The 701-nt window shown below is 65.9% G+C and carries 2 protein-coding genes; both read left to right on the top strand.

Features of this window, described 5'->3' with window-relative positions:
• Positions 1–73 precede the first annotated feature (73 nt).
• On the top strand, positions 74–406 hold the full coding sequence (locus tag HW554_RS20320) for a hypothetical protein (RefSeq protein WP_176910354.1): 333 nt from the start codon (positions 74–76) through the stop codon (positions 404–406).
• A partial coding sequence (locus tag HW554_RS20315; protein ID WP_218134822.1) for a hypothetical protein occupies positions 403–701 on the top strand: 299 nt, incomplete at its 3' end. The genes HW554_RS20320 and HW554_RS20315, both read left to right, overlap by 4 nt.

Below are 701 nucleotides of genomic sequence, written 5' to 3'. Positions count from 1 at the left end.
CGACACACCCGCCGCCCCCGGGGCCACCCGGACGGTGCCGTTTTAACCGATTCACCAGTAACGCCCCGAAACTATGGAACTACAAGACCTGAAAGACAAGACCACCCTTCATCTCACCAACCGCCTGATGGAGATAGCCCCGGCCGTGCTTGAAGCCCACGCCGCCTACAATGCGTTGGCCCGTGAGCAGCGTTTGCTCACCACGGCCCGCGAACTGCTTACGGATGGTATTTGGATTGGCGACCATGTACGCACGGATGAAACGGGCAAGATGGAATTTTTGATCACGCTCGATGGTGTGGGCCACCCGCAACTGCAGCCGCTGCGAAACGGCAAGCCCAACGGTTCGCCCCTGTTTCTGTGGCAGGTTGGCCGAGTTGAACGAATTGACACCGCCACCCCATGAACGGCTGGAAATCCCACCACACCGCGCCAAAGGCCCCGCCACGCAACGTACGCCCCGCAACCGTAACACCGGAGCCGGAAGGGGCGGCGGTGGCTGTGGTGGCCCCGAATCGGCGCACCCCGGCCCGCATTGCATGCGACCAGCGCCCGCCCGCGCCGCCCGCGCCCGGGTTTGCGGCCGTACCCTGGCCGCCGGGCACCTGGAACGACCCCGATCCGCCGGCTACCGTGCGCGTCGTCTGCCACGGCCCGCCGGCGCTGGCCCGGGCGTTAGAGGATACATTCACCGCCTGGGT

This window comes from Hymenobacter lapidiphilus (assembly GCF_013377885.1).
Classification (GTDB): domain Bacteria; phylum Bacteroidota; class Bacteroidia; order Cytophagales; family Hymenobacteraceae; genus Hymenobacter; species Hymenobacter lapidiphilus.
Note: the sequence above shows the minus strand (reverse complement) of the source record. Positions and strands in the feature narration are given on the sequence as shown.